Raw genomic sequence first — 25,340 nt, forward strand, 5'->3', positions numbered from 1 at the left:
ATGTTTTTAGATTTTTTTTGTTTATTAACTCTATTTCTTGTGAATTTGTCCATATAAATTGAAGTGTATTATCGAAAATTGAATTATATTTGGGCAAGCTAAAAAAATTCTATATGGTAAAAAACTATTTTTTAAAAATATTTGCCGGTATTGCTTTTCTTGGGCTGCTGGCAGCATGTACTACTACCTCAGATCCCACAGAATCTATTCCGAATCCGGATGATGGACCACCGCCTAAAAAAGTTTTAACAAAGGTAAGTTCTAATAATATTTCTCAGGAAGAATATGTTACAGCAGCAGTAACCGGAGATTTACAGACTGCAGTTTCTAAAGATGAATCTGCTCCGGGTGCTTTTTATACAGCAACGGTAACGTATACTAATAAGAATATCACAAAGATTAAATATGTAAGTTCAGCAGCATCCAGTCTTGTTTATGAATTTAATATTGTTCCTGATGCTACGGGTAAAAAGATTTACAACGCCACCTCTACTACAACAGGTGCCACTCCGTCAGTTTCTGTGATCAGTGACTATACTTTTACCTATAATCCAACGACCAATAAACTTACTAAGATTCTTGAGAAGAGAAAAGAAGGCGGAATCAGTGCTTATAACAAATTTATAGATTATAGCTTTGTGTATAGCGGAGAAAATGTTATTCAGGTAGTTTCTTCCAAAGGATTATTAGATATCAATGGAAACCCGAATATGGGTACTGCAGTAGTAAGCAAGTACAGCTTTCAGAACTATGATGCTCAGAAAAGCCCTTACTCTACACTTTCATCAGTTTATTTCATTACGCGAAGTCTGATAAACCCGGCTCAATTTTATAAAATTTCTCCGAATAATCCTACTTCAATGTTTATAGAACTGCCTTCACCAACTGCTCCTGTGAATACCGCTCAGAGCTATTCTTATGATAATCAGGGGTATGCGGTCGTTGAAAAAAATCAGAATGTTACTTTTACCTATAAAAATTTATAGGAGAGAAATAATTAATAATCTTACCAGAATATAAAATAATCATATAATTTTTAGGCAAAAAAAATTATATTTGTCAAAAAAATAATCAATTACAAGGAAATGAAGCAAATTTTCTATTTTATTTTACTCATCGCAGGGTTCTCCTCGGTACATTCGTGCAAGGACATGCTGGATGAGGATGGAAATCCATTGTTGGATCTTAACAATACAGGGGGATTAAGCGGTCCCAGAGCATTATACAGAGAAATTACAGATAAAGATACTATTGCAGAATATCAGTATAGCGGACTTCTTGTGACTAAAGTACTTACAGACAGTGCTTCAGTAACTAATATCATGTATAGTGGAGATAAAATCAGCCAGATTAATTTCAATGGCTTTTTGGATCTTGACGGAAACGGAAAATTAGATAAGGATAGTGTATCATACACTCAGTTGTTTACTTACGCCAATAATAACAATAAGCTTCAGACTATTTCTGAAAACCGTTCTATCTTCAGAAGACCTCCGCCTGTAATACCGGGAGATCCTCCGGGACCACAGACATTACTGAAAAAAGAGAAGAGCCTTTACAATATTAAATACAGTACTGCTACAGGGAAGCTGGATTCTATCATCATGAGGAATGGTCCGGATGTAGCAGGAGTGCCGCTTGCTTTCACAGATTACTCTAAAACAGCTTACACGTATGTAGGAGATAACGTATCTAAAGTAACAAGAAACTATGGAACAATGACAGGTGGTGCATTCGGGGCTGTTACAGGAAAGTATAGCTATGAATACTATGCATATGATGATCAGGTGAGCCCGTTCACATTATTGCCACACGTATATAAAATTTCAAGACTTTTATCTACCGTAATCAATGATAAAGAAAGTCTTATTTTATCTCCAAACAATCCTAAGAGATGGTCGGTAACAGATCTTTCGCCGCCTATTCCAACTCCGATTGTAAAGAGTACCAATTACGTTTATGATCCTCAGACTTATATGACAAAAGGATATGGCGTTAATTATATCTACAAACCACAATAGAAGACTTTTTTTAACAATATTAAAACTCAATCTTTCATAAGGTTGAGTTTTTATTTTTTATCCCTTAATTTTGCAAAAAATTTCTGATGAAATATTTAATTGTCGGGCTTGGTAACAAAGGCTCAGAATATGAAAATACACGACATAATATAGGCTTTAAAGTAGCTGAAAAAATAGCTGAAACTCTTGAGGTATCATTCAATACTTCCAACTTTGGCTGGCTGGCAGAAGGAAAACATAAAGGCAGAAAAGTTTTTATCCTTAAACCTGATACCTACATGAATCTTTCCGGAAATGCAGTGAAATACTGGATGCAGAAAGAAAATATCCCTTTGGAGAATGTACTGATTGTTACTGATGATCTGGCTTTACCTTTCGGCACATTAAGATTGAAAGGGAAGGGTTCTGATGCAGGCCACAACGGACTCAAAAATATTAATGAAGTATTGCAGACCCAAAATTACGCAAGACTTCGTTTCGGAATCTCCGCTGATTTCTCTGCCGGACGACAGGTAGATTATGTATTAGGAACCTGGAATGAAGAAGAAACAGCAAAGCTTACTGAGAGAATTGAAACCTTTTCAAAAGCGAGCCTTTCTTTCGTTTTTGCGGGATTGAATAATACCATGTCTGCTTTTAACGGGAAATAATATAGAAAGCCAACAAGTAAGAGATGATAGGAGATAAGGAGTAGATGCTTTATTTGCCATGCCACCGTACAATTGCATAACAATAAATAAATGCCACCGGATTCCGATGGCATTTTCTGTAAATTATAATTGAAATTTAATGAGTTTATCTTTTATAACCAGCTTACTGCACCTGTTTCAACATCATAATTGGCACCAACAATTTTAATTTTCCCTTCTTCTTCAAGTTTTTTAAGTGTTGAGCTTTGCTTACGGATGTCTTCAATAGCACTTTTTACGTTTTGCTGATTAAGCCTTTCCAGAAGAGAACTGTTTTTTGATGAACGTTCTTCATTTTCTTCAATAATGTCATTGATGATAGGGTTGAAATGATTGATCAGGTGGTTAAGATTATCCATTCCCAATCCTTCAATCTGTGCAGCATCAAGACCTCCTTTCAAAGCACCGCATTTTGTATGGCCTAAAACTACGATAAGTTTAGAACCGGCAACGTTGCAGCCAAATTCCATAGATCCAAGAATGTCCTGATTAACAAAATTACCGGCAATTCTGATACTGAAAACGTCTCCTAATCCCTGGTCAAAGATAAGCTCAGCAGAAGTACGGCTGTCTATACAGCTTAGAACTACAGCAAATGGCCATTGTCCTTCACGGGTAGCATTCACTTGTTCAAGAAGGTCTCTGTTTGCCTTAAGATTGTTTACAAATCTCTGATTTCCTTCTTTTAAGAATTCTAATGCTTTCTCTGGAGTGATAGTAGACTGTGTTTCGTATGTATGTGCTTTCATATTTTTATTGTTTTCGAATTTAAAGTTAAAAAAATTAATTAATTATTGGGATTACATTGCTCTTTTGTGGGTAACCAGAATATGGGAATCCTCGCTTCTTTCGTAATCTCTGTATGAAGTTTTAAAGCCCAGGAGCTCTACATTGATGTCTTGTTCCTTTGCACGGATATTGGCAAAATCCTGAATCATTTCCAGTACATCTGTTGCGATGTATGAAGTGCTTCTGGCATCAATGATCACCGTTGAGCTTGGTTTTATATTTTTAAGTGTTTTTTTGATCGCTGCCTTATTTAAAAATGAAACTTCTTCAGCCAGTTTTATGTTAATTCCATCTGCATCATCCAGCCTTTCCCTGCTTAAATAATAAGCTCTTTTCATATTTCCCTGAAGAATATAGAAAACAGATATCATAAGACCAATTCCGACTCCTTTTAATAAATCTGTTGCCACAACCGCTATCACTGTTGCTACAAACGGAATAAACTGGAATTTTCCTAAATGCCAGAAATGCTTGAATGTAGCTGGCTTTGCCAATTTATATCCCACTAAAATTAATACCGCAGCCAAAGTAGCTAATGGAATTAAATTTAAAATAACAGGAATAGAAAGTACACAGATCAATAAGAATATTCCGTGAATAATAGCTGAGATTTTAGAAGTTGCTCCGGCGTTAGCGTTGGCAGAACTTCTTACGACAACAGACGTCATGGGAAGACCTCCTATAAATGAGCTGATAAGATTCCCGATTCCCTGCGCCTTAAGTTCAAGATTTGTATCCGTAATTCTTCTCTGTCTGTCTAATCGGTCTGATGCTTCAATGCAAAGTAAAGTTTCAATAGAAGCTACAATAGCGATTGTTGCCCCTACGATCCATACTTTAGGATTTGTGAAACCATTAAAATCCGGAGTGGTAATCAGGTTCTTGAAATCATCAAAAGACTGTGGAACAGGTAAAGAAACCAGATGCTGGGTCTCGATAGCCAGAGCACTTCCGGACATCTTAAAGAGCTGATTCAGAAGAATACTTACAATTACGGCAACCAAAGCTCCCGGAAGCATTTTAAGCCTCTTCAGAACGTGGATTTTATCCCATGCGATAAGAATTGCTACTGAAACCAAAGTAATAACAATAGCTCCAGGATGGATTGCCCCAAATAATTCTGTAAAATATCCGAAGTTTAAGCCATTATCAAAAATAGATTCATGACCCTCATAATCTTTATCAAAGCCTAAAGCATGCGGAATCTGTTTTAAAATAATAATGATTCCTATAGCAGCAAGCATTCCTTCAATCACGTTATTCGGGAAATAATTGGAAATACTTCCGGCTCTTACAAACCCTAAAACCAATTGAATAAGTCCTGCAATAATCCCTGCACAAAGGAAAAGCTCAAATGCGCCAAGATCTGTTATAGCTGTTAAAACAATTGCCGTTAAACCTGCTGCAGGCCCGGAAACTGAAATATTAGAATTACTGATTGTTCCTACTACCAGGCCGCCCACGATGCCGGAAATAATACCGGATAATGGGGGAGCACCTGATGCTAAAGCAATTCCTAAACACAACGGAAGTGCTACTAAAAATACCACGAGTCCTGAAGGAAAATTCTCCTTGATTCCTCCTATTAATGATGTCTTTTTCATAATGTGAAGCTGTAAAGTATAACCGGCTTATTTGTTTTTAAATAAGTCAATTACATGAAGTTGAGAAAAAAATAATTTTTAAAGTACATGTGTATCCTATATCAAAAAATGATATGGAAAATAGTATCAAAAAAATCTAACTATAGGAGTTACGCTTCCGGAGGGGGAGAAAATATAGTAAGTAAAGGGGAAAGATGAAAAGAATCATCTATCAGTACAAAAGACATACCCTGAGTATCAGGTTCAGAAAACTTCAGATAGTCGAAAACGTCCAAAGGTTTCGGAATAGTCTTTTCATAAACAATAAATGAGGACGGATGAGAATGTGGTTCTTCTTCGTTGATTATTATATTCGTTCTTGCAATATCCCAGCCCGCTACCGCAGCAATGCCTGGCAGCGCCGTAAAATTCAGAAAAAACGTTAATACAATAATACTCCAGAATTTCATTTTACATTCTTTTTAGAAAAACTATTTAGTTTTTCTGCTCATTACCCAATCTGAACCTGTAAGGTTGTAGATCTTTTGGATGTCTTTTAAGATTTTCTCAAAATCAATCTCCAGATCAATGATTTTACCTGTTCTAAGATCAAATACCCAGCCGTGTACAATAGGTTGTTCTTCTAAAATATACCTTTCCTGTACGCAGGCCATTTTGATCACGTTGATGCACTGCTCCTGAACATTAAGTTCTACAAGTCTGTCATAACGCTTGTTTTCGTCTTCAATAGAATCCAGCTCTACCTGATGTAATCTGTAAACGTCACGGATGTTTCTCAGCCAGGGATTCAATAATCCCAGATCCTGAGGAGTCATCGCTGCTTTTACACCGCCACAGTTGTAATGTCCGCACACAATAATGTGTTTCACTTTCAGGTGTTCTACAGCATATTGAATAACCGCTGTGGAACTCATATCTAAAGTATTGACAACATTAGCAATGTTTCTGTGAACAAATACTTCGCCGGGCTTTGCTCCCATCAATTCTTCTGCTGTGGCTCTGCTGTCCGAACATCCGATGTAAAGAAATTCAGGGTGCTGAGTTTTTGCAAGTTCCTTGAAGAAATTCGGGTCTTCGGCTACTTTGGATTCTACCCATTTTTTGTTGTTTTCGAAAATAACCTCGTACGACTGTGACATAATTTTAAATTTTTAAAAGTTTATAATTATTTATTTCGTTTAAATTATTTCCAAAATCAATAGACTAAATCAATAATTATGCAAAAATATACTTTTTGTTAAAAAGTCAGTCACTTTTAACAAAGTTTAATATTAAAATATGCTTAAAATCATGTCTAATATTCCGATATACTTTGCTTTGCAGCCATTAGGCTTTATATGGTAATCCAAACGTTTAAAACCAAGGATAAAATTACGAAGTAAAAATTAAAAATTGAGATTTGTGAATTAAAATATTCTTAATTTATTTGTCTGATTATAGACAAGCTTCAGAATCGCTCATTAAAAAACCATCATTTATGTCAAAAAATGAATAATTTAACACCTTGATTTAATTGATCCATTTCATGTCTGACCTTGGTTTGCAATCTTTATCACCACTATTTTACTGGGCAGGAATTTTCATTGCCTTTTTTTCATCTTTTCTGATATTGGGGAAATCTAAAAAGGTGACAGCAGATTATGTGCTGGCAATATGGTTTATGATCATAGGAATTCATCTTATTTTCTTTGTTTTATTTCGTGCAGAAGGCTATTTGCATTTCCCTTCTCTCATTGGTTTTGAGATGCCATTTCCTTTCATGCATGGGCCTATGCTGTATTTGTATATTTTGTGTGTTACCAACCAAAATTCGGGCAAAAAGATCTGGTTGCTGCATTGGGTTCCGGTTCTGATGATCTATATCGCTTTGTCTCAGTTTTTGCTGCTCCCTCCTCAGGATAGAGTGGCGGTATATCAGAATAATGGAAAAGGATATGAAACACTCAGCCAGATGATCAAAATTCTTATGATTCTCTCGGGAATTCTGTATGTAGGATTAAGCCTTCTTGCAGTAAGAAAATATAAGAAAGAAATTTCCAATCAATATTCAAATACTGAGAAAATCAATCTGAATTGGGTGTATTATCTGATTATTGGTATAGCGCTGATTTGGATTGCCGTTATGACCAGGAATAATATTCTTATTTTTTCCATGGTTGTTTTGTTTATTATGGTTGCTGCTTATTTCGGGATCAGCAGGGTGGGTATTCTGGATGATGAAGCGGTAAAAACTGAGGACGCTGTGGAAAATAGTTGGGTTGAAAACAGCCCTGAAGTTCCAAAATATGAAAAAAGCTTTGCCGGAGAAGAAGCAATACAGATGATTTATAATAAACTGGTCACTCATATGGAGAAGGAAAAGCTGTATACAGATCCTGAATTGAACCTTAATTATGTTGCCAAGCTTTTAGATGTTCATCCGAATACACTTTCCCAAACCATCAATTTTGTTGAAAAGAAAAACTTTTACGATTATATCAACCGTCAGCGGATTGAAGAATTTAAGAGAATAGCAGTATTACCTGAAAATGGAAAGTTTACGATTCTTTCACTGGCATTTGAAAGTGGATTTAATTCAAAAACCTCATTTAACCGGAATTTTAAGAAATACATGAACTGCTCGCCGAGAGAGTTTCTAAAAAGCCAGAGTATTACTATGGAATAACCTGTTTGTTGACAAGATGCTGCATTTTAGTGGTTTATAAGTTTGTTCCACCTTTCATTTTGGAACAGATGAAGCGTTTATAATCCTCATTTTTACAGAAAAATTGAATCAGACGTCTATGAGAAAATTATTATTTGTAATCATGTGTGTATTGGCATTGCTTATTGGTGCTTATCCTTTACTTTATGCTTTTGTAGAGCATAAACATACCTTTTTAGGTTCCAAATCTCCAGAAATACTTCATAATATCATTTGGAAAACTGCATTTTTTGCCCATATTATTTTCGGAGGACTGGCGCTTTTTATTGGCTGGCGTCAGTTTGGCAGCTCATTCAGGAATAAATATATCAGGATCCACAGGAAACTCGGAAGTCTCTACGTAATTGCAGTGGTCATAAGTTCTGTTGCAGCTATTTATATGGGCTTTTATGCCAATGGCGGACTAATTTCAGCAATGGGATTTATCAGTTTAGGAGGTATCTGGCTGATGACAACTCTTATGGCAGTTGGGCAGATAAGAAAAGGCAATGTTGTGATGCACCAACAGTTCATGATTTACAGTTACGCCTGTACTTTTGCTGCGGTGACATTGAGATTGTGGTATCCTTTGCTCACCAATATTACAGGTGATCCTGAGAACTCTTATATTGCCGTTGCCTGGTTGTGCTGGGTTCCTAATTTACTGATTGCTTATTTTATCAATAAAAGAATAGCTGTGATATAGATTCCCTTCACAAGAGAGATTATGTTCTACTCCGGAAGCTTTCCATACTCCAAACTTCTCATCTCTAAGTTTAAATACTTGTTTCCTTCATTTTTATAATGCTGAGGAGGCTCAAGACCCATGTATTTCATAATCAGGGGATAGATATAAGTCGTTTGGGTCTGTTTGGTTTCGTGTCCGGTAATTCTATACGCAGCAGGAACTTTATCACCAAACCATACAAAAAACGGAACCTGTGTAGATTCTTTAGAGTCTATATGCAGTAATTTGTCACCCTGTATTTTAAGCCCATGATCTGAAGCGTAGATGACTACAGAATTGGTGTTTTTCAATGTGCGGAAAATGTTATTGAAGACATAATCTGTATATTTTATGGAGCTGTCATAGCAGTTTAGGTTCTCAGAGTTCCAGTTAGGAGGGAGTCTGTTGCATGGATTCGGGTGGCTTCCCATGATGTGGAGAACCACAAATTTATCCTCTTTTTTCTGAATGACTTTTTCCAGCTCCGGAACAATCACTTCATCGTAGCCGTTTACCCATTTTTTATTTTTAGACATTGAAGCAATGGCTGTTATTCCTCTTGCACTTGCCTGTGTGCTGAGCCAGAAAGAGTTGTATCCGGTTTGGTTGGCCAGATTGATGATATTGTAGGATAGCTTGTCATAACGGTATCTGAATTCATCCGGATGAATGCTGGACAGCATTAAAGGAACGCTCAGATTGGTAATTCCTGCAGGAGAAACTGCATTGTCAAAAATCATCATGTTTGCGGACTGCTGATCTGTATAAGGAGTTGTTTTGTGGTGATAGCCATACAGTGACATATTTTGTTTTCTTTCAGACTCTCCGATGATCAGAATTACATTTTCTATTCCTGGCTGTATTTTTTTGATGTTGAAAACAGGAACATTCTTTTTTATTTCGTTGATATCTCTCTGGATATTCAATGCCGTATTGAAATCGGATAAATGGTAGTATACATTCTTTATCATTTTTCCCCCACCTTTATTGCTTACATATTTGTGTTTAAGATGATAGCCAAACGGTAAAATAAGCCACAGCAATGCAACGATGATAAACTTAGCATCAAAACGGACAACATTTTTTTTAAGATAGTTCACAGAGTATAGTAACATTCCCAGAAAAATCAAAAACAAAATACCTGGCAGGATAAACATGTAAGACATGCTCATTGCCTCATCTGGATTAGATTCAAGAATGCTGATGGCCATTCCTACATTAAATCCGGAGTGATAGATAAGGAAGCATGACGCTGATATTAGAAAATTAATGCTTAATAATAAACACAGAATAACAGCAATGACAGAAGTATATTTGTTTTTAAAAAGAAGCGCATTGAATACAAGAAAAGAACAAAACATAATTCCATATTCAAAAATATTCCGGATGCTTTCCAGTTTCTCTGCCCCGAATAAATTATCAAAAATATAAGGGAAAGACAGAAGGAAACCTGTGAGATAGATTAAAATAAGAAAAATCGGAATTATTTTTTTGAGCATGGTTGTATATATATTTTTTCGGGGCTGTTAAGATCACTTTTTTATAATCTTTCTTAAGAGTCTTCCGGATAAGGGCTGCTGAATATCAGAGTCATGTGTTGCATGAAAAGAATTAATATCAGATCATAATTCTTAGAGATTACAGATATTGTATCAACTCAAAAAAGAAACTTTTGAAAGATAAATTGCTACAGTTGCACGGCGGAAAGTTATTTCTTTCCGTTCAGATTTTCAATGATTGTAGAAAACGTAACTATAGAGCTGATATTGCAGATAAAGAATGGGAATAATGAGGGTGTGTTTCTTTCATCAAAAATATTTTTTTTAATTAATAATAAGCCTGGGTTGTGTTTTTAATATTAAGCGATTTTTTTAGAACAAGCAGCATTGAAGAATTGATGTCATCCGGAATTTCAGAACCGGATAATCGTATCATTATTTTATCAATAAACAATGCCCTTTTTACAAATGTACACGAAATTACCGATAAATGCAAGTAGAATTTTTACTATAAATGGCTGGAATTATTGCACTTTACGATTGATATAATCCATTGTAGCATTAGGAGTAGGGATGATTTTTGCCGGGTTTCCTATGACAACAGAATTGGGTGGAACATCAAAGTTGACATAAGAATTAGGGACAATCAATACATTATTTCCAATAGTAATAGCCCCTACAATAACGGCATTGGTGCCTATCCATACTTCATCACCAATGATTGGGGAACCTTCATTTTTTCCGCGGTTTTGCTGGCCGATGGTAACTCCCTGCGCAATATTGCAGTTTTTTCCAATGACTGTTTTCGGGTTGATGACAAGACTTCCCCAGTGCCCGAGATAAAAACCTTCCCCGATCTGGGTTTCTGGATAAATCTGAAATCCGTATTTGATTTGATAATGTCTTAATACAATTCTCCAGAAAGTATTCAAAAGTGGACTCTTCTGGTATTTCTGGGCCTTTCTCAAAATGTAAACAAAATGAAGATTGGGATTAATGCATTTTTTCCAGATTTCAAATGTTGAAAGCCACTTTCCGCTTTCCCGGTAAAAGTCTTTTTGAATGATAGAATAATCAGCCATTGTTAATGTTTTTATACTTCATCAATTATTTTCTGAAGATGTTCCACAGATTTTTCCAGTACAAATGGCAGTTCTGTTGCTGAGATCTGCTTTTTATATTCTTCAGTTATATTTTTATCGGTAAGAAACTTTTTCATTCCTTCATAAATCCCTTCTTCGGAATTTGCTGTAATATTGCCCAGTTTTCCATCCTGAAGGAGATCTCTGATACCGGAAATATCCGTTGCAGAAATAGGTTTGTTGAGGATAAGTGCTTCCGCAATGATGGTAGGGAATCCCTCATGTCGGGAAGACATGATATAGAAATCCGCTTTTTTCATATATGGGTACGGATTACTGCTGAAGCCCAGCATTTTTGCAGTATCCTGAAGTCCCAGTGTATTGAGCTGATCCTGGGTTTTTTCAAAATCATAGCCGTCACCAATGATCAGAAGCTGATGCTTCAATCCTTCGTCAATCAGTTTTTTGTGTACATTCAGCAATCTGTCATACCCCTTCTGAGGGTATACGGTTCCCACTGTTACAAAAGTAGGGAGATCACTGTTGAAAGGATAATCATTGATCTCAATATCTGCCTTTCTTAAAGTATCATTCTTGTCAATAGGATTAAAAATCTTGATCACAGAAGCCTTTTCAGTCTCATTTCTGGCCAAATTATGCATTCCTTCCTGAAGTTTGTTGGAAATTACAAGAATTCTGTCAAATTTAAAAAACTGCCTGATGACCTCCGGAGTATATTCTTTCAAATTGAAAATGTCATTCTGCACCCAGATTATCTTTTTGGAATCCTTTTGAGGGCTGGACAGTATTTCCTGATGCATTGCATGAATGGCAGCAATCTCTACATCGTATTTTTTATTTTTTAAAATAAACTTATAAAGAAGAGAAGGAAACCAAAGAAACATTTTCTGATAAAGAACCCTGTACACCTTCACAGGAATATCCTGCGGCCTGTTGGTCGTTATCATTTCTCCTTTTGTTAAATAGTATAAAGTTACCCATGACGGAACCTCTTTAATGTATAACCCTGAATAAAGGTTGACCAGAAGATCTACTTCATATTTATCGGAAGGAAGATTTTTCAAAAAGTTGATTAACACTTTTTCTGCACCGCCATGACGTAATGAACCTATACGAATGAGGAGTTTTTTCTTTTTCAATTTGTTTCTTTTATGATTTTACAAGATTAAATTTATTTAATTTTTCTTGCTTTTTTATACTTGTGAGGTAGATTTTCTTTGATATAGGCGTCCAGTTTTTTCCGGTCTTTCTCCAATTCGCGGGGATATTCTGGATTGTTTTTAAGGACAATATCACCATAATCTTCAATAGTACACAGAAATTGTGCCGGATTTCCGATAAAGACGGTATTGTCTGGCATAGACTGTGACAATACAGAGTTGGCTCCCAGAATACAGTTGTTTCCAATCTGTACATCCTGCATAATTACACAGTTCAACCCAATAGTGCAGTTATTTCCAATTTTTATTCTTCCCAGAATTCTGGCATCTTCATATCCTGGAAGTTTTCTAAGCAGCGTAGTGGTTCCGCCATGATTTACAAACCTTACATCACCGGCAATATTCACATTGTCGCCAATTTCAATAAGGTAAGGTTCGGTTCCAAAATACACTTTATCAGGCATATTGAAGTTTTTTCCTACTTTCATACCCCTATATTTAGCCACTTCAAGACTGCCTCTATTCAAAAAAGAATGATAGAGAGCGTCTATTTTTAATAGGATTCTGAATATAAAAATCATCACAAGTGTAAATTTGTTTTCGTTACTTTTGCAAAGAAAGAGAATTTATTAATATGATAAAAATTTCAAAAATAGAATATTATCTGCCTCAGCAGGTGTTAACTAACGAAGATCTTGAAAAACTCTTCCCTGAATGGAGCTCAGAACGCATCAAGGAGAAAGTAGGTATTTCTCAACGTCATATTTCTTCAGACAGCGAAACAGTGCTGGATATGGCTGTACAATCCTCAGAAAAAATTTTTGAGAACTATGACAGGGATAAAATAGATTTTATTTTGTTCTGTACCCAAAGTCCGGAGTATTTTCTGCCTACAACGGCCTGTATTTTGCAGGACAGACTGGGGCTTAGAAAAAATATCGGAGCTATAGACTTTAATCTTGGCTGTTCAGGATTTGTGTACGGACTGGCTTTTGCAAAAGGATTGATTGCTGCAGGAATTGCAAAGAGCATTCTTTTAGTGACTTCAGAAACGTACACCAAGCATATTCACGCTGATGATAAAGGAAACCGGAGTATATTCGGGGATGCTTCAGCTTCAGCAATTATTGAAAAAGCAGAGGGGAATGACTATCAGTTCTGTCTGGGAACAGACGGAAGCGGTGCCGAAAACCTTATCGTGAAGAAAGGGGCTTTCAAAAAAGATTTTGAACTGAACCCCGAGCATGAATTCAGCCCTGAAAATATTTATATGAATGGTCCGGAGATTTTTAATTTTACGATTGAAAATATCCCCGGATTGGTAAAAGAAACCCTTGAAGTAAATGGAATGACGATGGATGATATTGATCATTTTGTTTTTCACCAGGCCAATTCTTTTATGCTGAATTATTTAAGAAAGAAGACAAAAATACCGGCTGAAAAGTTCTATATTGATATGGAAAACACCGGAAATACTGTTTCTGCAACCATTCCTATTGCCCTTAAAAATATGATGGATAAAGGAATGCTGAAGGAAGGAGATAAAGTTTTAATGGCAGGATTTGGCGTAGGGTATTCATGGGGTGCCACTATTATGGAAATTTAAAAGAACAAACATTTAAAATTATAGAATATGAAAACATCCGTTTTTTTAGAAAAACTACAGGAAGAATTGGAGGAAGATGAAACATTGACCACTGAAACGAATTTAAAATCTTTGGAAAGCTATGACTCTATCAGTTTACTTTCTGTTATTGCGTTTGTAGACGAGAATTTCAGCAAGAAAATTGATACCAAGCACTTTAAAGATATTGAAACTGTTTCAGATCTGATGAATGTTATAGGAAAAGAAAATTTTGAAGATTAATGGATGCTTTCTCATTAAAAAATAAAATTATCCTCATTACAGGCGCTTCTTCCGGGATCGGGAGAAGCTGTTCTGTAGAATGCAGCAAAAGCGGTGCAGATCTTATTCTTGTGGGAAGAAACCAGGATGAACTGATGAAAACAGCTGCTATGCTGAATCCTGAAACCAAAGTTGAGATCATTGCCGAAGATATTACCCAATCTGATAACCTTGAAGGAATTATTGCCGATAAAGTTTCAGCTTTAGGCAAAATTTCAGGATTTATACACTGTGCCGGTATCGAAAAAACACTACCGTTAAAAAAGCACAATCCTCAGCTGTACCAGGATATATTTGCGGTAAATGTGATTGCCGGACTTGAAATTGCTAAACTCCTTTCTTTAAAAAAGTATAAAGATGAGACTTCCAGTTTTGTATTTATTTCTTCCGTTGCGGGAATGGTAGGAGAGGCCGGGAAAGTGGCTTATTCTGCAAGTAAGGGAGCTGTGATTTCCGGAGCCCGTTCATTGGCAATGGAACTTTCAAGAAGTAACATCCGTGTCAATAGCATCAGCCCGGCGATGGTGAATACCCCGATTCTGGAAAAAATGTTTGAAGATATTGGTGAAGAAGCTTCATCAGAAATCATAAAAAAGCATCCGCTGGGAATAGGTGACCCTAAAGATGTAGCGAATGCCTGTATTTTTCTATTATCCGATGCTTCAAGATGGGTCACAGGGAGCAATCTTGTCATTGACGGAGGATATTCCGCGCAGTAGCTATTTTTTGTACAGTGTTTCTATAATATTTTCTACGCTGTCAAATATTTTCTTATTGTCGAACTGACTTTCAATATTTTTAAGATTTTCTCTGATATGGAGAACAAGGCTGGGATCGGTAAAGAATGTCTTCATTGCCGAATACATTTCATCAACCTCATAACTGATGAGGTATCCCGTTTCCCGGTCTTTGATCATCAACCCTACATCACCTACATTCGTTGCAATAATAGGCTTCTGAAGGATTAATGCTTCAGCAATTACCAGAGGCCATGCTTCAGATTCGGAAGGAAGAATGAAGTAATCTGCTTTCTTGATGTACGGATAAGGGTTCATCTGATTTCCGGCCAGAATAAATGTATTTTCAACATTGTTTTTTGCGACCTGAGCTTTAAGGTTCTTCATTTCGTCACCATCACCAATCACAATGATGCTGTGATGAAATCCTTCGTTGATAAGCCTTGTATGCGCTTCAATAAGTTTATGATATCCTTTTCTTGAATGAAGTCTCCCAATAGACGCAAAAACAGGTCCTTCAGGGAAGTTGTCAAGCTTTTCTTCAGCCTTTCGCTTTATTTCTTCAATAGGAATAGGATTGATAATAACGCTCTCAGCCGGATAATTGAGATTAGGATAATACTGATGCATCATATCCTTTATTTTGTGAGAGCAGTACACCATATGATCAAACTGAGGAAAGCTCTTTAAAATATCCGGAACCAAAGGCTGAAACTTAGGAACATTGATTTCAGAGTGAAACCATCCGATTTTTTTTGAATTCTTATGAGTAGAACTGAGAATAGCATCATAATCCCTGTAATCCATCCCGATTTCTATATCAAAAGTATCATTGATAAGCCTGTCTGCAATAGCTGGATTGTTTTTCAGTTTACGAAGCTTTAACCTTCTTTTGACAAGCTGAAGTTTTTGTAAGAGAGAGTTGTCGGAAAAGTCTTCTTTTCCATCGGTAAGATATATTTTTCTGATATGTTTCGGAAGCTCATCACGCAATTTGCCCTGGTTGAGGGTAAGGCATACCGTCATTTCAAATTTGTCAGGATTCAGGTTGTTGAGAAGTCCCAACAGTACTTTTTCTACGCCTCCCATTTCCATGGAGCGGTGTCTGAACAAAATTTTTATTTTTTTTTCTAACATTATCCGAAGATTGATTGTAAAGTAATTTTTATTTTTTTCTTGATACGGAAAGGAAGCCTGTGCTGATATTGAAGCAGGCTGAATATATCATCTACACCAGGATAATGATCAGGAATTTTCTGACCATTGATGGTAGTAAGCCCTCTGCGTTTCATGGTATTGAAGATCACCTGTGCAAAATACTCATGGGATTTCTTTTTATTGTCATTCTGGGAAATTCCACCCTGATGGGTTCTGTAGAGATAGTTGGTGTCATTAATGAACTGAACTTTCCCTTTTTCATACATTTTAAGGTAGAGATCCTGGTCTTCCCCGATTTTTAAATCCGGATTCATTTTTTCAGTCTGTTCATACACTGCCTTTCTGAAGGTTACAAAATGAGCGATCTGAATCGGGAAATTAAAAAAATAAGGATCACTGTTCGGGATCTGCATGGCAGATCTGAACGGAGAAATTGGTTTCAGATCCTGATCACAGGTCATAAACCTTGAATAGGTAAGGACTGTATCTTTTTTAACCTGAAAGATCTCCATACATTTTTGAATGGCTGTTGGGTTTATGGCGTCATCAGGATCTAAAAATCCACAGATTTCCCCTTCCGCCAGCTCAATCAGTTTACTTTTTGTTACGCCTACACCGGAATTTTTTTCATTTTCAAAAAATTTAAACCTTTTATCAGTTGAAATCATTTCCCGGATCATTTTCTTTTCACTTTCAGAGGAGGCGTCATCCAGAATAATGGCTTCCCAGTCTGTATACGTCTGCTGAAGTATGCTTTCAAAACAGTCTTTGAAAAAATGAGCGTTATTGTAATGGGCTATAAGGATAGAAAACTTCATGAATGTTCCTTAAATATTAATTCCTGATGATTGATTACGGTTGTATTGGGGGGCACATTTTTGTAAATAGTACATCCTGCTCCAATAATACAGTTGTCGCCGATAGTTACTCCTTTTAATACAGTAACATTGCTTCCGAGCCAGCAGTTGCTTCCGATTTTGATGGGAGCTGTGGTGAACTCAGCATGAGACAGTTTAAAATCCGGATGGGTCTGATAGGCATGATTGTGGTCATACAGTTTTACATTTTCTCCGAACAGCGTATTATCACCTATTGAAATACTGTCCAGACAGTTGATGGAACAGAAGTTATTCATGAAAAAATTGTTTCCGATTTCTAAAGTGGCATTCTGCTGCACAAGAACGTGTACATAATTTCTGAAACTGACCCCATTCCCAATCGTCACCTTCTTTACATTTTCATGCAGGATAAAATGATCACTGATCCCAAGTTTTATCCCCCTGAAAGAAACGTGAGGGTGTTTTTTGAGAAGAGAAATCTGGCTTTTCCGTTGAAGTTTTGCTAAAATTTCATAAAGCATACTTAAATTTATTTTCACATTTGTAGCCTACAAATATAATTTGTTTTACATAATTATAATAATAAATCTTATTTTTGTGCCTTAAAATTAACACTTTATACCAATAAAAACAGCCCTCTGAGTTGAGGTTGCTGTGTTTTGATAAAGTAAAGCATTTTGCGGTTCTGTGAAGATAAGTCAGATTACATTTACCAGGTTTATTGCCGCTATGGCAATTGTTATTTCTCATTTCAATAAAGATCTGTTTTTATATAAGATAGATTACATTTCCAATCTTTTTTTGAGAGCGAACGTAGGGGTAAGTTATTTCTTTATTCTTTCAGGATTTATTATGATTATTGCTTATCACAAGAAGGATAAGATTGATTATCTGGAGTTTTATAAAAACAGGTTTGCCAGGATTTATCCGCTTTATATGCTGGGGCTTCTGCTGTATTTTATGACGAGATACGAGATGTTTGATTGGTATAAGCTGGTTTTATACGGATTGGGTATTCAAAGCTGGATACCGGGAGAAGCCATGATTCTGAATTTTCCGGGATGGTCTATCTCAGTAGAGTTTTTCTTTTACCTGCTTTTTCCGTTTTTATATAATTATTTTTACGCGAAGAAAAATAAAATGATCTGGGTATTTGCCATTGGGCTCTGGCTGATTACTCAGGTGTTTTCAAACCTTTACCCGGTATACGGAGCGTATGAAGGCCCGCATACGAAAAGTCATGAGTTCCTTTATTATTTTCCTTTCTGGCATCTTAATGAATTTCTGATCGGAAACCTGGCGGGAATATTTTTCGTGAGAAATTACAAGCAAAAAAACTACGATCGTCAGGTGATCGCGGTCTTTTTACTGATTCTTGTGTCTTTGATGTTTGTTCCGTTGTTTTACCACAATGGGTTGATGGCATTGCTTTTTGTGCCTGCAATTCTTCTTATATCAGCCAATAACGGAAGAGTAAGTAAGTTCTTTTCACTAAAGCCTCTGGAATATCTGGGAGAAATAAGTTATGGTATATACATTACTCATATTCCTGTTCTTTATCTTGTACGGGAGTTTTTAAAATGGCAGGAATGTACATTCAGTATTGATATTGTATTTGTAATTTACATTATTGTTATGCTGCTCAGTTCTGCAATTTTTTATCAGTGTATTGAAAAACCCATGCGTAATCTTTTAAGAAGAATACATTTTTCCAGGCAATAAATTAAATGGTTATTTTAAAACTAAATACTTAGTTTAATTGCGCTGTTAGAACAAATCATTTCTGAAATTAATATTATACAGCCCGGAACGTATACTTTTATAATCTGTGAACAGATATTTTGTAATCATTCCCCATTTTTTCAGAAACGGAGCGTTGGCAATCCTGAAACTTCTGTACACTCTTTTGATATGAAGTTTCATATCATCGGGGATGGTATTTTCATTTTCTGCCCAATGGTTGACTTCCTTCCACAATACAACTCTTGTTGAGGCCGGTTTAATTTCTCTGGAATCTATTTTGGTAATTCTGTTGTTTTCGTGAACTCCTCTTACGGCTACTGCCTTATCAAGAATTCCCGGGTATAAATTCAGATAGTAAGAGAGTCTGAAAAGAAATTCAGTGTCCTGATGCAGCTTTAAATGGGTTTTAAAGAAATACTCCATGTTTTTCAGAGAACTTTTACGGATAGTCAATGCATCAATGCTGAAAAGCCCGAAAGTTCCTATCATGTTAAGCTGTCCCGGAAATACATCTCTTGGAGGATGTTTCCTGTAAACTGTAGTCAGGCGGTCGCCAAAGATCTTATAATATTGTTCTTTTGCCTTCTCCGAATAATAGTGAACCCCTATGGCACCATAAACTCCGTCAACATCTTTATTGGGAAACAGCTCTTTTTCTGCATCAAAACGGTTGGAAAGGTAGTAATCATCCGCATCCAGGAAAGCGATAAAATCCCCTTCTGCTTTTTCCAGTCCTAAATTTCTGCTGGCCCCTGCTCCGTGATTGCCTTTATCGGGATGCTGAAAAAGCTTTACCCTATCATGTTTTTCAGCGAGTTCCTTACAGACCTGCAATGCATTGTCCGGAGACTTGTCTTCTACCAATACCACTTCATACACCTCTTTGAACTGAAGAGCGGAATCTACAGCCTGTGAAACATATTTTTCGGCATTGTAAACGGGAATAATTACTGAAATTTTCATTTGTATCGGATTATGCTTTTAATTTAATTTTTAAATAATTGGTTACTCTTTTCTCAACAAAATAATACAGAAGTGATGCCACTATAACGACCATGGCAATCTTAAATAGAAAAAAGGGAAAGCTGAGGTAACCTTCAACTTTAAATCTTTTTAAAGCAATTTCTACAAAAGGATGTGACAGGTATAGTGAATAGGAAATATCTCCCAGAAAAATAAAGGCTTTGTTTCCTTTAAACTGAAATACATAATCAAAAGTTAAGAAAGAAAAGACAAAAAGGGAGATAATGGCCAGTTTGATCATATCATTATCTATGGGGATAATGCTCAGAAGCACTAGTGTAAATAGTACGATTCCTGTTACAGAAAGTAATGCAGCCCAGTTTTTTGGAATTGTAAATTTGTTCAGTAAAAGTGAAAAAAGAATTCCCACAACAAAATAAAGGTTGAGAGAATGGGTTACCATACGTAAATACGGACTTTCAAAATGGATAAAATATCCCAGAATTGAAGTAAGGATAAAGAAACCTGCAATGAAGTAATACCTTTTTTCTTTAAAAAATAACGAGAGACCAAATATGAGATAAAAGAACATTTCAAAATTTAAGGACCAGCCTAAGAAAAGGACTGGAAATTCTTTCTTTGTGGGAAGGAATAATAATGAATGGATAAGCTCATAAAGTCCTGCGCCATGAAAATAGAGAAAGAAACTGCCTCCGGGTATCATCGCAGCAAAGGTCAAAAGATAATACAGCGGAACAATTCTGATCACCCTTCTTTTGTAAAATAAAGTGATCTGCTGAAAAGAATCTTTACTGAAATTTATTTTTTGAGTGGTGAAAGCCATGATAAATCCACTGATAATAAAAAATACGGGAACACCGATACTTCCTTTTTTAAAGAGAATATCACCAAGATCCAGCCCGGGCAGGTTTATTGTTTCACGGAAATGAAAGCAGCATACCAATAAGGCTGAAATCCCTCTTAATATCTGGAGGTTGTTAAGCTTCATGACTGGAAGAATCTTATTTTTTAAATATCTTTTTCAAAATAAGGCCCATCACAAACGGTACTCTGGCAATATTATGCTGAAGCGTCTTGAATCCGTCTATGGTAAATTTGGTATCTTCTGTCATTCCGTATTCTGAAAAATCAACTTCAGGAACAGCTTTATGTTTAAAAGTGACATTCATTAAGTTATATTGATGGATAACCTGGATATACATCTCTTTACTGTCTTCCACAGAAAAATTCGGGTAATGACGATAGCTGTTGTGAGCTCTTTCCTTTAGCATCGTTTTGAAGTTGTCTACACTTTCCGCTAAGCTTACAAACGGGTTTACTACAGCGTTATAAACATTTACTACCGCTTTACGGTCCGGTAGCATGGTAAGCTGATATCCTCTTCTTAAATCTATTACCAGATCATGAACCGGTTTGAAATGCTCCTGAACGGTTTTTATATAATCCTGATGAAGCATGTCATCGTTGTCCAGCTCGCTGGTGATCACAAATTTTGTGTCAGGAGTGAAAAACTGTGGGATTATCTCTACAGCTTTTGTTTTCATGACATCAAAATCTTCTACAAATACCGCTTTAAAAGTTGGGTATTCTGTTTCAATTTCTTTAATGATTTTTCTAAACTTATCAGATGTATTGGTATCGAAAAAGGTAAGCCAGATATAATTTTGGTTGGTCTGATTTTTATAAGAAGGAAGCACGTAAGTTCTGAATAACTTGAATCGGTCATCCAGCCATTCTTCGGTAAGCGGTTTATATCCTGAACGTGTTTCGTTCCAGCCTTTTGTAGGAACATTGAATCTTGTCATTATTACGTGTACAAATTGACTCATCTAAATAAATTTATTTAAAGTTATATAATTTACAAGGGTTTCTGCTGTATATCTGCTTGGCAGTACCCACTCATTTGTGTAGTTTTTATGGAAATATAGTTGTGCGAAGTTCATTAATCTTCAAAATTTAGCCATCTACTTTTTTTCTGAAAAGCTTGTAATAAAACCTTTTGAAAGAAAGATATTTTGCGACCACGGCCAGTGGGATCATTTTTTGAAATTCGCGTCTTTGCTGTATAAGCTGGGTGGTACGGACGTCTATAATATGGTAAGCTAGTCTGTCATGTACTTCTTCACCGTACAGTTTTTTTAAGGTTGGTAAAATTTTAAGGCGCTGCTTCATGATTTTGATCGGATCAGCAGACATATTATCGTTGACGTCTTTTCGGTAATGGGCAAGAGCTTCGTTGATCAAAAGGGCATCAGGATGATCTTTGGTGATATAAATCCACATTACCCAGTCTTCACAACTGGTAAGGGTAGTGTCAAAAAGAAAACCTTCCAGAAGCTTTTTGCCAATCAAAGCACAGTGTATCGGGATAGAAAATTTAAGATCCCAATCATATACAATTCCATCAAAGGTCAGGAAACTCTGCTCAACATTTTTATAGCCCGGAAGATGGGTTTGGTTTCTGTAGATGGTATACTGACTTACAATCAGCGGATATTCTTTGTCTCCGGAAAGGCTTTTGGAAAATTTTTCACGGTGTATCAGATCATCAGAATCCAGAAACTGTATATAATCTCCGGTAACGACTTCCAATGCGGCATTTCTTGCAGAAGATAAGCCGCCGTTTTCTTTATAAAGATATTTAAAACGGCTGTCTTTTTTTACCCATTTATCAGCTACTTCATCAGTATTATCGGGTGATCCGTCATTGACAATGATACATTCCCAATTTTCATAGGTCTGATCCATTATAGACTGCAGACATTCATCTAAAAACTGAGCCTGTTTATAGCAGGGGACAATTACGGATATTTTGGGATTCATTTTCATTTTTTATTCAATAGGTTTAATGTGTTTTTTATTCTTCAGTTGGTCATAAACCATCACTTTTAATTGCTTTTTCTTTGCCTGATAATATCTGAAGCTTTCTGTTCGAAGGTACAAAAATTATTTTTTCCGGTACAGAATGGGATCTTTTGGAAGCAGCCATACATTATTTTTTATAGATAAGATGAATAGAGCTTTTTCAGGTATTCATCAGGAGACAGACCCGCGAAAAAATCTTCTGTAAGGCTGTTGAACTCTATATTATAAAAGGAACCTTCGTTCACCGTTTCATAATCGGCATTTTTTGCAAGATGATTCTCCAGCTGAGATAAAATCTCCGGTAATGAGTACTGGTAAGGGTAGGCTAGATTGACAATCTCATTGTTGAGGTTTTGCATATACTTCCCGACAAATGATGCAATATCATCTGTACCAATCAGGATTCTTCTTGCATTACTGTAAATGGTGAGCTTATTTTTCGATAGAATTGAATTTTTAAGAAAATTGATCAGCGTATTGGGATTTCCCCCACGGCCTACAGCATTTCCTACCCTGAAAATAATAAAGCTGGAGCAATGCTCCGCAATTATTTTTTCAATAGCAAGTTTATGGATCACATAAGGGCTGTCGGTTTTACTGGGATCATAAATACTGCATGTGGAAAAATAGATCAGCTTTTTGTCTGGATTTTGGATAATAACCGATTTCAGCAGGGATATTTCTCTTTCAAATTCAGCAGGACTCTTTTCCAACGAATTGGAAACTCCTGATGCAAAAAAAACAACATCCTCTTTATCATAAAGTCTTACGGCATTTGCCAGAATTCCACTACCAATAATCATATGCTTCTTTTCTAATTAAGATGTTAGTTTTAAATCTTTTAAGCGGATCAATAGATTTAAAGTTTTTTAAAAATTTTAAAAATTCCAAGGGTATTCCCCAATTTTGCCCACCTTGAATTTTTTACATGATTCAATTGGTTGAGGGCCTGGTCATATTTCTTTTTCGGAACATAGCTTTGAAGAAAAAGTTCTTCAACACTGATGTTTCTTCTTTCTGCCATTTTTATAAGGGCTACCCAATGCCAGAACAGGGATTTTTCAAAATTTTTGGTTGTAGAGATCCCATTGTCATGAATCCTGTATAAATATAAATCTTCATCTATATACTTCACCGGAGCTATCTCACACATTTTCATGTACCAGTCTTTATCTTCAGCCACTTTTAAGAAAGGATCAATGCCGGATGTTTGTTCGTAAATCTTCTTTTTGAAAGTGACAAAATGTGAAATTTCTGCATTGAAATTATAGTAAGACTCATCCAGTGCTGTGATTTGTTTGGCTTTATGAACAGATACAGGGTTGAGATTTTCATCACACCGTACAAAATTTGAATATACCAGACCTGCATCCGGATATTCGGAATGGGTTTTTAAAACAATTTCCAGAGCATGAGGAGCCAAAGCGTCATCCGGGTCTAAAAAACCACATATTTCTGCTTCAGCAAGATCTATTAATCTCCTTTTTGTATATCCTATTCCCTTGTTTTGGTCATTCTGATGTATTTTAAACCGGGAATCATCCCCTATGATTTTTTTTATCACTTCAAGAGAATCATCAGTAGAACCGTCATCCAGAATTACTGCCTCCCAATCCGTTTCAGTCTGTGCAACTAAGCTTTGGCAGCATTTTTCAAAAAAATGGCCATTGTTATAATTGGCAATAAGTATACTGAATTTACTCATTTCGACTGTGTTTATTCAAGATTTTTTTTAATGCATTCAGATATCCGAAACCATACTTTCTGTCCGGTTCCAGAATATTTCCTTCTGCCCACTCGTTCCAGGATTTAACAATTAAAAACTGTTCAGGATAATCTTTTTTATCCTCAAGATATTTTGCAGCTTTTTCAACCTGCTGCTCAAATATTTCCGGGGAATTATTAGCAAGTATGATGCCTCGATATCCGCTTCTTGGAGTATTGTCCCAATTAGGAAGGATACATGGATAGGTAGGAACGTTGCTTTCTTCAAACTTTAGGTCATTGACTACCGCCTGAGCGTCCTGAATTCTGACTTTAGGCTGTTCTTTTTTCTTAATTCCGATTAATCCTTTTATTCTGTTTTTATAATATTGAGAATGGGAGATGTATTCTTTTTTGTCAATATGAGGGACCCATGCTTTCTGAAAAGCATTAGAAATCTTACTGTCATATCCCATAGATTTAAAATCAAGATCATCACGAAGCTTATTGGATGCCATGACGTATAAGCCATCAAATCCGTTTTCTTTTGCAAGCTCTCTGAATCTGGAAATATAATGAGGATCTCCATCATTCAAATGGTTGGGATCATAGATAATCAAAAGAGGTTTGTTGTCCACTTTTATATACCTTTCGTCCTTGAAGAAAGGAAGAAGATATTCAAAATGGGCAATTAAGTCCTGTTCATTAGGGTAAACCTGCTGAGCCAGAATTTTTTCTGATAATCCGTGCCATATGCCTGACCAAGTTTCATTGGCCCAGCAGAAGCAGAAAGGGAAATCCGGTTTTCCTGATTTCAGCACATCGTTGGCAACACGTTCCAACAATTGTTTGCCATTACCAAACCAGTAATGATAGTAGATAAATCCGTATACACCATAGTCTTTAGCCATCTGAGCCTGCTGTTCTCTTACTTCCGGAACCCGCAGATCATAATATCCCAGATCTCCAGGGTATATAGGCTGTTCATGTCCTTCAAATAAAGGTTGGGCTTTTCCTACATTCGTCCATTCTGTAAAACCTTTTCCCCACCATTCGTCATTTTCGGGGACGGGGTGGTATTGAGGGAGGTAGAATGCAATGGGTTTTATTTTTTTCATAATTGATTTAA

The 25,340-nt window shown here is 36.2% G+C and carries 27 protein-coding genes; 9 read left to right on the forward strand and 18 right to left on the reverse strand.

The window, feature by feature from the left end:
• The first annotated feature begins 113 nt into the window (after positions 1-113).
• From FW781_RS12045 to pth, 3 genes are all read left to right on the forward strand, one after another.
• Positions 114-986, forward strand: a complete 873-nt coding sequence (locus FW781_RS12045) for a hypothetical protein (protein WP_149387660.1) — start codon at positions 114-116, stop codon at positions 984-986.
• A 99-nt stretch (positions 987-1,085) separates the two neighbouring features.
• Positions 1,086-2,021, forward strand: a complete 936-nt coding sequence (locus FW781_RS12050; RefSeq protein ID WP_149387661.1) for a hypothetical protein — start codon at positions 1,086-1,088, stop codon at positions 2,019-2,021.
• An 86-nt stretch (positions 2,022-2,107) separates the two neighbouring features.
• Positions 2,108-2,671 (forward strand): aminoacyl-tRNA hydrolase, encoded by a 564-nt coding sequence (gene pth / locus FW781_RS12055; RefSeq protein ID WP_047380363.1) that lies wholly within the window; start codon positions 2,108-2,110, stop codon positions 2,669-2,671.
• 152 nt (positions 2,672-2,823) lie between these two features.
• Here the strand turns inward: pth and FW781_RS12060 are convergent, their stop codons facing one another.
• From FW781_RS12060 to FW781_RS12075, 4 genes are all read right to left on the reverse strand, one after another.
• A complete protein-coding gene (locus FW781_RS12060) occupies positions 2,824-3,459 on the reverse strand; it encodes a carbonic anhydrase (RefSeq protein ID WP_047380366.1) in 636 nt (211 codons plus the stop codon).
• A gap of 51 nt (positions 3,460-3,510) precedes the next feature.
• Positions 3,511-5,103 carry a SulP family inorganic anion transporter gene (locus tag FW781_RS12065; RefSeq protein WP_149387662.1) on the reverse strand — a complete coding sequence of 531 codons (1,593 nt, stop codon included), beginning with the start codon at positions 5,101-5,103 and terminating at the stop codon, positions 3,511-3,513.
• A 149-nt stretch (positions 5,104-5,252) separates the two neighbouring features.
• Positions 5,253-5,552, reverse strand: coding sequence for a hypothetical protein (locus FW781_RS12070; RefSeq protein WP_047376470.1), 300 nt, complete (start codon positions 5,550-5,552; stop codon positions 5,253-5,255).
• A 21-nt stretch (positions 5,553-5,573) separates the two neighbouring features.
• Positions 5,574-6,242 carry a carbonic anhydrase gene (locus FW781_RS12075; RefSeq protein WP_149387663.1) on the reverse strand — a complete coding sequence of 223 codons (669 nt, stop codon included), beginning with the start codon at positions 6,240-6,242 and terminating at the stop codon, positions 5,574-5,576.
• A gap of 386 nt (positions 6,243-6,628) precedes the next feature.
• Between FW781_RS12075 and FW781_RS12080 the strand changes: the two genes are divergently transcribed.
• Both FW781_RS12080 and FW781_RS12085 read left to right on the forward strand, forming a co-directional pair.
• On the forward strand, positions 6,629-7,768 hold the full coding sequence (locus FW781_RS12080; RefSeq protein WP_149387664.1) for a helix-turn-helix domain-containing protein: 1,140 nt from the start codon (positions 6,629-6,631) through the stop codon (positions 7,766-7,768).
• Between the two features lie 118 nt (positions 7,769-7,886).
• A complete protein-coding gene (locus FW781_RS12085) occupies positions 7,887-8,492 on the forward strand; it encodes a DUF2306 domain-containing protein (protein ID WP_149387665.1) in 606 nt (201 codons plus the stop codon).
• A gap of 26 nt (positions 8,493-8,518) precedes the next feature.
• On the opposite strand, the gene FW781_RS12090 is transcribed toward FW781_RS12085, so the two are convergent.
• The 4 genes from FW781_RS12090 to FW781_RS12105 all read right to left on the reverse strand — a co-directional run bounded on the left by FW781_RS12090 (position 8,519) and on the right by FW781_RS12105 (position 12,763).
• The gene (locus FW781_RS12090) at positions 8,519-10,012 is read right to left on the reverse strand and encodes a phosphoethanolamine transferase (RefSeq protein ID WP_149387666.1); all 1,494 of its coding nucleotides are present in this window, start codon (positions 10,010-10,012) and stop codon (positions 8,519-8,521) included.
• A gap of 524 nt (positions 10,013-10,536) precedes the next feature.
• Complete coding sequence (locus tag FW781_RS12095) at positions 10,537-11,094, reverse strand: serine O-acetyltransferase (protein WP_149387667.1); 558 nt, start codon at positions 11,092-11,094, stop codon at positions 10,537-10,539.
• A gap of 11 nt (positions 11,095-11,105) precedes the next feature.
• The gene (locus FW781_RS12100) at positions 11,106-12,254 is read right to left on the reverse strand and encodes a glycosyltransferase (RefSeq protein ID WP_149387668.1); all 1,149 of its coding nucleotides are present in this window, start codon (positions 12,252-12,254) and stop codon (positions 11,106-11,108) included.
• Between the two features lie 32 nt (positions 12,255-12,286).
• Entirely contained in the window at positions 12,287-12,763 is a 477-nt protein-coding gene (locus FW781_RS12105; protein ID WP_228402518.1) for an acyltransferase, read from the reverse strand.
• A gap of 146 nt (positions 12,764-12,909) precedes the next feature.
• Between FW781_RS12105 and FW781_RS12110 the strand changes: the two genes are divergently transcribed.
• The 3 genes from FW781_RS12110 to FW781_RS12120 are packed head-to-tail and all read left to right on the forward strand — an operon-like array spanning position 12,910 to position 14,900.
• Positions 12,910-13,881, forward strand: a complete 972-nt coding sequence (locus tag FW781_RS12110) for a 3-oxoacyl-ACP synthase III family protein (protein WP_149387670.1) — start codon at positions 12,910-12,912, stop codon at positions 13,879-13,881.
• 27 nt (positions 13,882-13,908) lie between these two features.
• Complete coding sequence (locus tag FW781_RS12115) at positions 13,909-14,142, forward strand: phosphopantetheine-binding protein (protein ID WP_047380387.1); 234 nt, start codon at positions 13,909-13,911, stop codon at positions 14,140-14,142.
• Entirely contained in the window at positions 14,142-14,900 is a 759-nt protein-coding gene (locus FW781_RS12120; protein ID WP_149387671.1) for an SDR family NAD(P)-dependent oxidoreductase, read from the forward strand. The genes FW781_RS12115 and FW781_RS12120 overlap by 1 nt, the downstream gene beginning before the upstream one ends.
• Here the strand turns inward: FW781_RS12120 and FW781_RS12125 are convergent, their stop codons facing one another.
• Genes FW781_RS12125 through FW781_RS12135 form a run of 3 tightly spaced genes read right to left on the reverse strand, consistent with a single transcriptional unit; the run spans position 14,901 to position 17,436 of the window.
• Positions 14,901-16,055 (reverse strand): glycosyltransferase, encoded by a 1,155-nt coding sequence (locus FW781_RS12125; RefSeq protein ID WP_149387672.1) that lies wholly within the window; start codon positions 16,053-16,055, stop codon positions 14,901-14,903.
• Positions 16,055-16,894, reverse strand: a complete 840-nt coding sequence (locus FW781_RS12130) for a glycosyltransferase family 2 protein (protein ID WP_149387673.1) — start codon at positions 16,892-16,894, stop codon at positions 16,055-16,057. The genes FW781_RS12125 and FW781_RS12130 overlap by 1 nt, the downstream gene beginning before the upstream one ends.
• The gene (locus tag FW781_RS12135) at positions 16,891-17,436 is read right to left on the reverse strand and encodes an acyltransferase (RefSeq protein WP_149387674.1); all 546 of its coding nucleotides are present in this window, start codon (positions 17,434-17,436) and stop codon (positions 16,891-16,893) included. Before FW781_RS12135 ends, FW781_RS12130 begins: the two co-directional genes overlap by 4 nt.
• 166 nt (positions 17,437-17,602) lie before the next feature.
• Here FW781_RS12135 and FW781_RS12140 point away from each other — a divergent pair, with 166 nt between their 5' ends.
• The gene (locus FW781_RS12140; protein WP_149387675.1) at positions 17,603-18,637 is read left to right on the forward strand and encodes an acyltransferase family protein; all 1,035 of its coding nucleotides are present in this window, start codon (positions 17,603-17,605) and stop codon (positions 18,635-18,637) included.
• A 45-nt stretch (positions 18,638-18,682) separates the two neighbouring features.
• Here the strand turns inward: FW781_RS12140 and FW781_RS12145 are convergent, their stop codons facing one another.
• The 7 genes from FW781_RS12145 to FW781_RS12175 form a co-directional block, all read right to left on the reverse strand.
• On the reverse strand, positions 18,683-19,621 hold the full coding sequence (locus FW781_RS12145) for a glycosyltransferase family 2 protein (protein WP_149387676.1): 939 nt from the start codon (positions 19,619-19,621) through the stop codon (positions 18,683-18,685).
• A 10-nt stretch (positions 19,622-19,631) separates the two neighbouring features.
• A complete protein-coding gene (locus FW781_RS12150; protein WP_149387677.1) occupies positions 19,632-20,630 on the reverse strand; it encodes an acyltransferase family protein in 999 nt (332 codons plus the stop codon).
• A 13-nt stretch (positions 20,631-20,643) separates the two neighbouring features.
• Positions 20,644-21,471 (reverse strand): glycosyltransferase, encoded by an 828-nt coding sequence (locus tag FW781_RS12155; protein WP_149387678.1) that lies wholly within the window; start codon positions 21,469-21,471, stop codon positions 20,644-20,646.
• A gap of 127 nt (positions 21,472-21,598) precedes the next feature.
• Complete coding sequence (locus FW781_RS12160) at positions 21,599-22,465, reverse strand: glycosyltransferase family 2 protein (RefSeq protein ID WP_172625715.1); 867 nt, start codon at positions 22,463-22,465, stop codon at positions 21,599-21,601.
• A gap of 176 nt (positions 22,466-22,641) precedes the next feature.
• Positions 22,642-23,310, reverse strand: a complete 669-nt coding sequence (locus FW781_RS12165; protein ID WP_149387680.1) for an NAD-dependent epimerase/dehydratase family protein — start codon at positions 23,308-23,310, stop codon at positions 22,642-22,644.
• Between the two features lie 56 nt (positions 23,311-23,366).
• Positions 23,367-24,212 (reverse strand): glycosyltransferase family 2 protein, encoded by an 846-nt coding sequence (locus FW781_RS12170; protein ID WP_149387681.1) that lies wholly within the window; start codon positions 24,210-24,212, stop codon positions 23,367-23,369.
• Positions 24,205-25,329: a glycosyltransferase WbsX family protein gene (locus tag FW781_RS12175; protein ID WP_149387682.1), complete on the reverse strand. Its 1,125-nt coding sequence runs from the start codon at positions 25,327-25,329 to the stop codon at positions 24,205-24,207. The genes FW781_RS12170 and FW781_RS12175 overlap by 8 nt, the downstream gene beginning before the upstream one ends.
• Positions 25,330-25,340 lie beyond the last annotated feature (11 nt).

The sequence above is a fragment of the Chryseobacterium panacisoli genome (assembly GCF_008274625.1).
GTDB classification, from domain to species: Bacteria; Bacteroidota; Bacteroidia; order Flavobacteriales; family Weeksellaceae; genus Chryseobacterium; species Chryseobacterium panacisoli.

What these genes read in the sequence shown, in the direction of transcription:
- FW781_RS12085 (WP_149387665.1), top strand. Translation starts at nt 7,887, where the DNA reads ATGAGAAAATTATTATTTGTAATCATGTGTGTATTGGCATTGCTTATT.
- pth (WP_047380363.1), top strand. Translation starts at nt 2,108, where the DNA reads ATGAAATATTTAATTGTCGGGCTTGGTAACAAAGGCTCAGAATATGAA.
- FW781_RS12045 (WP_149387660.1), top strand. Translation starts at nt 114, where the DNA reads ATGGTAAAAAACTATTTTTTAAAAATATTTGCCGGTATTGCTTTTCTT.
- FW781_RS12130 (WP_149387673.1), bottom strand. Translation starts at nt 16,894, where the DNA reads ATGAAGTTTTCTATCCTTATAGCCCATTACAATAACGCTCATTTTTTC.
- FW781_RS12145 (WP_149387676.1), bottom strand. Translation starts at nt 19,621, where the DNA reads ATGAAAATTTCAGTAATTATTCCCGTTTACAATGCCGAAAAATATGTT.
- FW781_RS12070 (WP_047376470.1), bottom strand. Translation starts at nt 5,552, where the DNA reads ATGAAATTCTGGAGTATTATTGTATTAACGTTTTTTCTGAATTTTACG.
- FW781_RS12115 (WP_047380387.1), top strand. Translation starts at nt 13,909, where the DNA reads ATGAAAACATCCGTTTTTTTAGAAAAACTACAGGAAGAATTGGAGGAA.
- FW781_RS12050 (WP_149387661.1), top strand. Translation starts at nt 1,086, where the DNA reads ATGAAGCAAATTTTCTATTTTATTTTACTCATCGCAGGGTTCTCCTCG.
- FW781_RS12165 (WP_149387680.1), bottom strand. Translation starts at nt 23,310, where the DNA reads ATGATTATTGGTAGTGGAATTCTGGCAAATGCCGTAAGACTTTATGAT.
- FW781_RS12065 (WP_149387662.1), bottom strand. Translation starts at nt 5,103, where the DNA reads ATGAAAAAGACATCATTAATAGGAGGAATCAAGGAGAATTTTCCTTCA.
- FW781_RS12135 (WP_149387674.1), bottom strand. Translation starts at nt 17,436, where the DNA reads ATGCTTTATGAAATTTTAGCAAAACTTCAACGGAAAAGCCAGATTTCT.
- FW781_RS12075 (WP_149387663.1), bottom strand. Translation starts at nt 6,242, where the DNA reads ATGTCACAGTCGTACGAGGTTATTTTCGAAAACAACAAAAAATGGGTA.
- FW781_RS12120 (WP_149387671.1), top strand. Translation starts at nt 14,142, where the DNA reads ATGGATGCTTTCTCATTAAAAAATAAAATTATCCTCATTACAGGCGCT.
- FW781_RS12170 (WP_149387681.1), bottom strand. Translation starts at nt 24,212, where the DNA reads ATGAGTAAATTCAGTATACTTATTGCCAATTATAACAATGGCCATTTT.
- FW781_RS12150 (WP_149387677.1), bottom strand. Translation starts at nt 20,630, where the DNA reads ATGAAGCTTAACAACCTCCAGATATTAAGAGGGATTTCAGCCTTATTG.
- FW781_RS12175 (WP_149387682.1), bottom strand. Translation starts at nt 25,329, where the DNA reads ATGAAAAAAATAAAACCCATTGCATTCTACCTCCCTCAATACCACCCC.
- FW781_RS12160 (WP_172625715.1), bottom strand. Translation starts at nt 22,465, where the DNA reads ATGAATCCCAAAATATCCGTAATTGTCCCCTGCTATAAACAGGCTCAG.
- FW781_RS12125 (WP_149387672.1), bottom strand. Translation starts at nt 16,055, where the DNA reads ATGTTAGAAAAAAAAATAAAAATTTTGTTCAGACACCGCTCCATGGAA.
- FW781_RS12155 (WP_149387678.1), bottom strand. Translation starts at nt 21,471, where the DNA reads ATGAGTCAATTTGTACACGTAATAATGACAAGATTCAATGTTCCTACA.
- FW781_RS12110 (WP_149387670.1), top strand. Translation starts at nt 12,910, where the DNA reads ATGATAAAAATTTCAAAAATAGAATATTATCTGCCTCAGCAGGTGTTA.
- FW781_RS12080 (WP_149387664.1), top strand. Translation starts at nt 6,629, where the DNA reads ATGTCTGACCTTGGTTTGCAATCTTTATCACCACTATTTTACTGGGCA.
- FW781_RS12090 (WP_149387666.1), bottom strand. Translation starts at nt 10,012, where the DNA reads ATGCTCAAAAAAATAATTCCGATTTTTCTTATTTTAATCTATCTCACA.
- FW781_RS12060 (WP_047380366.1), bottom strand. Translation starts at nt 3,459, where the DNA reads ATGAAAGCACATACATACGAAACACAGTCTACTATCACTCCAGAGAAA.
- FW781_RS12105 (WP_228402518.1), bottom strand. Translation starts at nt 12,763, where the DNA reads ATGAAAGTAGGAAAAAACTTCAATATGCCTGATAAAGTGTATTTTGGA.
- FW781_RS12095 (WP_149387667.1), bottom strand. Translation starts at nt 11,094, where the DNA reads ATGGCTGATTATTCTATCATTCAAAAAGACTTTTACCGGGAAAGCGGA.